5 protein-coding genes are annotated in these 6418 nt (G+C 69.4%); all 5 read left to right on the plus strand.

Features of this window, described 5'->3' with window-relative positions:
* The first annotated feature begins 670 nt into the window (after positions 1–670).
* Positions 671–1381 (plus strand): TnsA-like heteromeric transposase endonuclease subunit, encoded by a 711-nt coding sequence (locus NBY69_RS36900; protein ID WP_250306657.1) that lies wholly within the window; start codon positions 671–673, stop codon positions 1379–1381.
* Positions 1378–3543 carry a transposase gene (locus tag NBY69_RS36905; RefSeq protein ID WP_250306658.1) on the plus strand — a complete coding sequence of 722 codons (2166 nt, stop codon included), beginning with the start codon at positions 1378–1380 and terminating at the stop codon, positions 3541–3543. The genes NBY69_RS36900 and NBY69_RS36905 overlap by 4 nt, the downstream gene beginning before the upstream one ends.
* Entirely contained in the window at positions 3537–4538 is a 1002-nt protein-coding gene (locus NBY69_RS36910; RefSeq protein WP_250306659.1) for a TniB family NTP-binding protein, read from the plus strand. The genes NBY69_RS36905 and NBY69_RS36910 overlap by 7 nt, the downstream gene beginning before the upstream one ends.
* Position 4539: 1 nt before the next feature.
* The gene (locus NBY69_RS36915; protein ID WP_250306660.1) at positions 4540–5601 is read left to right on the plus strand and encodes a TniQ family protein; all 1062 of its coding nucleotides are present in this window, start codon (positions 4540–4542) and stop codon (positions 5599–5601) included.
* Between the two features lie 113 nt (positions 5602–5714).
* The coding region (locus NBY69_RS36920) for a dsDNA nuclease domain-containing protein (protein WP_374211386.1) at positions 5715–6418 on the plus strand (704 nt) is incomplete at its 3' end.

The raw sequence follows: 6418 nt of genomic DNA on the forward strand, positions 1-6418 counted from the left end.
CCCGCGGAGCGGGTCCCACAGCGCTGCGCGCTGTGCAAGCGGTGCGGTTCGCTTCGCTCACCGCACCACCGGCTTCGCCGGTGGTGGCAAGCCACTTCGTGGCTTGGCCTCGCTGCGCGAGGCTGGCCCGTTCCGGGCCTGACTTCCTTGCTTTGCAAGGAAGTTGATGCCCACTTCGTGGGCGGGGCGGGTCCGCTTCGCTGCCCCGCCCTGGCCCTTCCGGCTTCGCCTTCAGGGCCTGGAGCCCGCTTTGCGGGCGGCTGGCTACGGGGTGGGGGCGGGTGCATCGTCTGGTGATGCACATGTTGAGTTGGTGGAACGTAACCATGCCCTCTGGGGTTCAGTCGGCGGGGCTGTCGTGAATCAGCGAACCTGCGCAGTACTCAGCCAACCTGCGCAGCGCACCCCTGCTCCCAGTCTTTACAGACGGCGACCCTGGCGCCCTCATCCCCCGACAGGCATGCGGTGCCACCTCGGACTTAGCAGAGCATGAGGGAGACTTTGGAATGCTCTGGCAGTTCTTCACTCCATCGTGTGGCTCGTCCTACCTGCGCATTGCTCAGATAGGTCGGCCCGTCCTCCACTGAAGGAGAAGGGCGGCCTGCCTGCGGCCTCGCCTTGGATCGACAGAGGGGGCGGGGTGCATCCGCGTCATGTGAGCGTGCGATTCGTGGGACCCGACGGGGGCATGGCCCAGCTGCCGTGGCGGGCCACGGCCTGGGAGCTCCGGCCCATGGAGTACCCGGCCGTACGCGGCTTCCCCGTACGGCGCGGACGGCTGCTGGCTCCGGGATGGTGGTGGTCCGCGACCACCGGCCGTCTCATCGGATACGGGAGCGCTGCGATGCGGGACGCGCTCATGCTGCTCGACCGGGATCCGCAGGTGGTGGGCATCGCATGCCGGCCGGTGGAGTTCGTGTGGGAAGAGCACGGAAGGCTTGTCAGTCACGCCCCTGACCTGGCCGTGGCTCTGGCCGGCGGCGCGGTGCACCTTGTGGATTGCCCTGGACGCGGCGGCCCCTCCAGGCGACTCGCAGGCCGGGCCCGGGTAGTTGAAGCGTGTGCTCGGGAAGCAGGCTGGGAGCACCGGTTCGCGGTTGCTGCGGATCCGGTGGTCACGGCCAACGCACGGTGGCTGTCGGGCTACCGGCATCCCCGGTGTTCCGGCGGGATCTCCGCCGCCCGGCTGCGGCGGGCATTCCCCGTGCCCACCGCGCTGGGCACGGGCGCGCTCCGGCTCGGGGACCTGATCGCGACGCTCCCTGCCGTCTATCACCAGTTGTGGCACAGCCTGCTGACCATGGACTGGGACCGTCCCCTGAACGAGGAGACCCTCGTGACTGCCAGCCCTACCGGACGACGCCGGGGAGGGGAACGATGAAGCGGGTGGTGGACGTCGTCAAGGTCGGTGACCGGATCCGGTTCGAGGACCGGGTCCATGTCTTGGCCGGCCTCGACGGGACTCTCTGCCGGCTGCTCGCTGAGGGGGACGCCGGCGTGCGGGTGCTGCTGCTCACCCAGGTCCTCGGAGCTCCGGACTTCGAGGTCCTGGACCAACCCCACTCCGCACGCCGGCGAGTACCTGTCCACGGCCCGCTGGACGGGCTCGGGCCCGAAGTCCGTGAGAAGGCCCTGGCCTGGGAGCGGCACATCCTGGAAGTCGAGACCGGGCACGTCGGCCCTCGCCAGGACTGGCCGCCCCGGCCCGGGTACGACCCGGCCGTGCACTCGCTCGCCGAGCGGGAGGCGGCCAAGGCCGCCGAGCTGACCGCAGCCGGCCAGGCCGTCAGTGTGGCCACGGTGCGCAGGATGCGGGCCCGCTACCGCGAGGAAGGGGTGTGGGGGCTCGTCGACGGCCGCAGGAAGCGGGAGCGGTCGGTGTTCGGCCAGGCCGACCCTCGGGTGGTCGCCGCGATCACAGGGGCGCTGACAGAGCAGCGAGGGCGGTCTACCGGGACGCTGAGTCGGCTGCGGCGGCAGGTGGCCTGGCTGCTGCAGGACACCCACGGCCCCGAGGGTGTGGCCGTGCCCCCTGCGGCCACGTTCAACCGCCTGGCGCGGGCCGTCGCCGAGCAGCAGGGGCTGGCACTGACCGCAGCCGGCGAGCGGCGCAGGGCCTCTCGGCCCGTGCCGGTGTTCACACCGACGCACGCGGTGGCACCAGGTGAGCTGGTGATGATGGACAGCACGCTGCTGGACGTGATGGTCGTGTGCGAGGACGGGCGGGCGCGCCGGCCGGAGCTGACGATGGCGGTGGACGTGGCCACCCGCAGCATCACCGCGGCCGTCCTGCGTCCCAAGGGAACCAAGGCGGTCGACGCGGCCGTGCTCCTCGCGCAGACGCTCGTGCCGCAGCCGATGCGACCCCACTGGCCCCAGTACCTGTCCATGGCCGCCTCTGTCATTCCCCACGCCCGGCTCGTCTCCATCGACGCCCGCATGCAGGGCGCGGCCGCCAGGCCGGTGATCCGGCCGACGACCGTGGTCATCGACCAGGGCAAGGTGTTCGTTTCCCGCTGCTTCCTCGCCGCCGCCGAGCACCTGGGGATTTCCGTCCAGCCGTGCCCGCCCGCGTCCGGGCACGCCAAAGGACAGGTAGAGCGGGGGTTCGGAGCGATCGGCACCCTGTTCGCGCAGTACGTCGCCGGATACACCGGCAACAGCCTCGCCACGCGCGGCAGCAACGTGGAGGACGAGGCGTGCTGGACGCTGCCCCAGCTACAGGACCTCCTCGACGAATGGGTCGTCTGCGGGTGGCAGGAACGCCGCCACGAGCGCCTACGGCACCCTCTCATGCCCCGCCTGGCGCTCACGCCCAACGAGATGTGGGCCGCGCTCGTCGGTATCGCCGGGCACGTCCCCGTCCCGCTGACCGCAGCCGACTGGATCGAGCTGCTGCCGTCCAGGCGGTGCGCGATCGGCGACGAGGGCATCCGGTTCGAGCACCGCACCTACGACGGGCCCTCACTCAATGCGCACCGCCACCGCTCCACGGCGACGGATGGCAAGTGGGAGGTCCACCACAACCCCTACGAGCCGTGGCAGTGCTGGGTCAGACTCCCCCAGGGCTGGGAGCCTGTCCCTTGGATCCATCAAGGGCTGGTGTCCAGGCCGTTCACCGACACCACCTGGCGACACATCCGCAGCGTGGTCAATCAGCGCGAAGGCCGGGCCGAACACGAGGAACAACTCGCCCGCCACCTCGACGAACTCCTACGCCGCGCATACACCGCGGACACAGGCGTCAGCGACGTCGCAGGCTCCCGCCCAGGCGAAACCACCCCGGGAGCCCCGGGAGCGGCAGCCGATGCCGCTGCCGGCGGCGAGACCAGCCCAACCGGCCGGCCCGCACATTCACGCCGCAAAGCGCACACAGATCGCACGAAGCAACGCAACGCGCAGGCACCTCTGCCGGGCAGTCCCGCCCGGCAGGTCCCGCACATGGACGAGGACTCCGGCACCACCCCTGACATCGCCGACTCCGTGACGTCTGCAGCGGCCTGGAGCATCTTCGACGCACACCAGGAGGCACAGCAGTGGTGACTCCCACCGGCCACGAGACGCACGACGATCCGTACGCCTCCCCCACCACCTGGCGCGAGTGGACGCAGTTCGTCGACACCGCCCCACCCTGCCTGCCCGGCACCGGCCCCTGGAGCACCGAAGAACGCCTGGACTACCACTCCCGGTTCGTGATCCTGTCCACCCCCACCATGGCCAAGATCTCCCTCACCCTGCGCCGGCTGATGATCCTCAACCGCAGGCACAACGGCACCGCCCGCCGAGGCCTGTTCATCTCCGGGCCACCGACCACGGGAAAGACCACCACCCTGCAGCAGCTCGGCCGGTCCTTCCACCTCGCCGACCGAGCACGCCGCGGCGCACCCGGTGACCACCTGCCGGTGGTCTTCCTGTCAGTGCCGCCCGCCGCGACCCCCAAGATGCTGGTCTCCGAACTGGCCCGGTACGTCGACCTACCCATCACCGCGCGCATGAACCAGGCCCGCATTACCGACATCGTCTGCGCCACCCTGCGCGACCTGGCGACCCAGCTCGTCCTGGTCGACGACATCCACCTGCTCAACACCCGCACCCGCAGCGGCGCCGAAACCTCCGACCAGATGAAACACCTCAGCGAACGCATCCCCGCGACCTTCGTCTACGCCGGCGTCGCCATCGAGGAATCCCCCCTCCTGACAGGAAACCGCGGCGCACAGCTGGCCGGACGGTTCAAGATGGTGCGCAACCCGCCCCTGGCGCATGGCACCACCACGCAACGCAACGCTTGGGAAGGGCTGATCCGCGGCATGGACCAAGCCCTGCGTCTGAACGCCCACCGCGAAGGTGCACTGGTCCGTCACGCGCCGTACCTCCACCTGCGCACCGGAGGCCGGATCGGCAGCCTGTCCGCACTCATCCGGGAAGCAGCCATCACCGCGATCCTCGACGGCACCGAGAAGATCACCAAAGCACTACTCAACGACATCGAACTCGACCAGCTCGCCGAGCACACACTCCCGCCCGCCAAGCGGCGCTGACATGCCGCGCCGACACTACCTGGCCCCACGTGCCAGCATCTTGCGCCTGGCCCCAATCCAGTGGGAAACCACGGTCTCCTACCTTCAACGTCTGGCCCGCCGTCATCACATGGACACCGCAGAGCTACTCCGTGGCCTCGGCATCCCCGGGCCGCTCCTCCATCCTGAATGCACCAAGCCCTACGGCCCCTACACCAGCATCGAGCTGTACCTCAACGCCCCCAGCCGCAGGCTGATCGCCGCGTTCGCAGGCATCCCGGACGAGCACCTCGCCCACGCACTCCCTCAATGGAACCGCTACCGCGACAGGCCCGACCCCCAGTCCGCCCGAACCCGACTCCGGCTCGCCTCCGCGTACGCCGTCACGGGCTGCCCCCACTGCACCCACGCTCGCACCGGACAGACCCACCCCGTCCCCCAGTACCTGCCGGACACCCACCTCATCTGCCAACGTCACAGCCTCTGGATGCTCGGCCGCCACACCCTTGCCGGCACCCGGCTGCCCATCGAGCACGCCGACCTCGCGCGGACCCCCGAGATCCTCGCCGCCCACCGCATCCACATCCGCCTCCTCCGACGCTGGGGCGAAGCGGCCGACCATGCCCTCACACTGGCCATGAACCTCACCGAGACCTGGCGACGCAACGCACCAGCCGACGAACGCATCTGGCCCGCACGCGCCCGCCGCGTCGGCGACAACAAGCGCGCCCGCCTCTGGTACGCCCTCGCCCGGGAAGCGATCACCTACCCCGAGACCATCGCCCTCGCCCAGTTCTTCACCCACCACCCCCGCGTACTCCACACCCGCGAACGTCCCGGGCGCACCCATCCCCTCCACACCGCCGTCGCCGCCCTCCTGAGGAGGCCCTGGCTCGAAAACCCAGCCCTGTACCCAGACCAATTCGGCAACCGCATCGGATACGCACCCGGCCGCTACCCCGCCCCCCGTAGCCGATGGCCCTACCGACACAACCCCTACAACCCAGGCCCCACCGAGCTCACCAAACTCGGCTACCAACCACCCCACCCAAGAACAAAATCCCACGGATCCCGGGGCCGGTAGCGCCCAGGAGCAGCCACTTCGAGCCCGCACGGGACAACATCTAACGTGCGTAACTATGTTCGATTAGTGTGGTGTTCTGGACAGATCAACATCGGAATCGGGAGACTGAGGGCATGGCGTCCTCCGCACATGAGGCATCGGCGTCCGCCCTGGGCTATCTCTTCCAGGCGCAGTTCGCTCTGCTCGAACTACTGCGCGGGCAAGAGGACCGGCCTGACGGGGCAATCAGCCTGGAACTCCACGACGACGTCGCATGGGAACAGGACGGACGGCCCATTGATCTGCTGCAGGTCAAGCATCACATCCGCGGCGTGCGCACTCTCGGCGACAAGGACGACGACGTCTGGCGGACCATCAAGTCATGGATGGACACTCATGCCCCCGGCGACGAGAACGGCCCTGCACTGACCCTGGTCACCACCCAACAGGCGCGCCCAGGGACAGCGATGGCCGCGCTCAAGGCACCGGCTCCGGCGCCCGCCGAGGCGCTGAAGTTGCTGACCGCCGCGGCTGAGGAGTCGACAGCCACGGGGACCGCGGATGCACGGGCTGCTTTCTTGGAACTCCAGCCCGCACAGCGGGCCGTCTTCGTCCAGCGGATGCGGGTCATCGACGGCACCCCGTCCATCGACGACCTCGACGCGCAGGTGCGGGTGAAGCTCAGGGCCGCGCTCCCCGACGGGCATGGTGACTCCTTCATGAAGCAGCTGTGGGCATGGTGGTACGAACAGACCGTGGACATGCTGCAGAAGCGACACACCAGCGTCTCCGTTACCCGGGTGATGCAGCGCATCAGCCGCATCCGAGACGACTACAC

The organism is Streptomyces sp. A 4/2 (assembly GCF_940670765.1).
Taxonomy (GTDB): Bacteria; Actinomycetota; Actinomycetes; order Streptomycetales; family Streptomycetaceae; genus Streptomyces.

Excerpts from the sequence above, each read along its gene's own strand:
- NBY69_RS36905 (WP_250306658.1), top strand. The coding sequence starts at position 1,378 with ATGAAGCGGGTGGTGGACGTCGTCAAGGTCGGTGACCGGATCCGGTTC.
- NBY69_RS36915 (WP_250306660.1), top strand. The coding sequence starts at position 4,540 with ATGCCGCGCCGACACTACCTGGCCCCACGTGCCAGCATCTTGCGCCTG.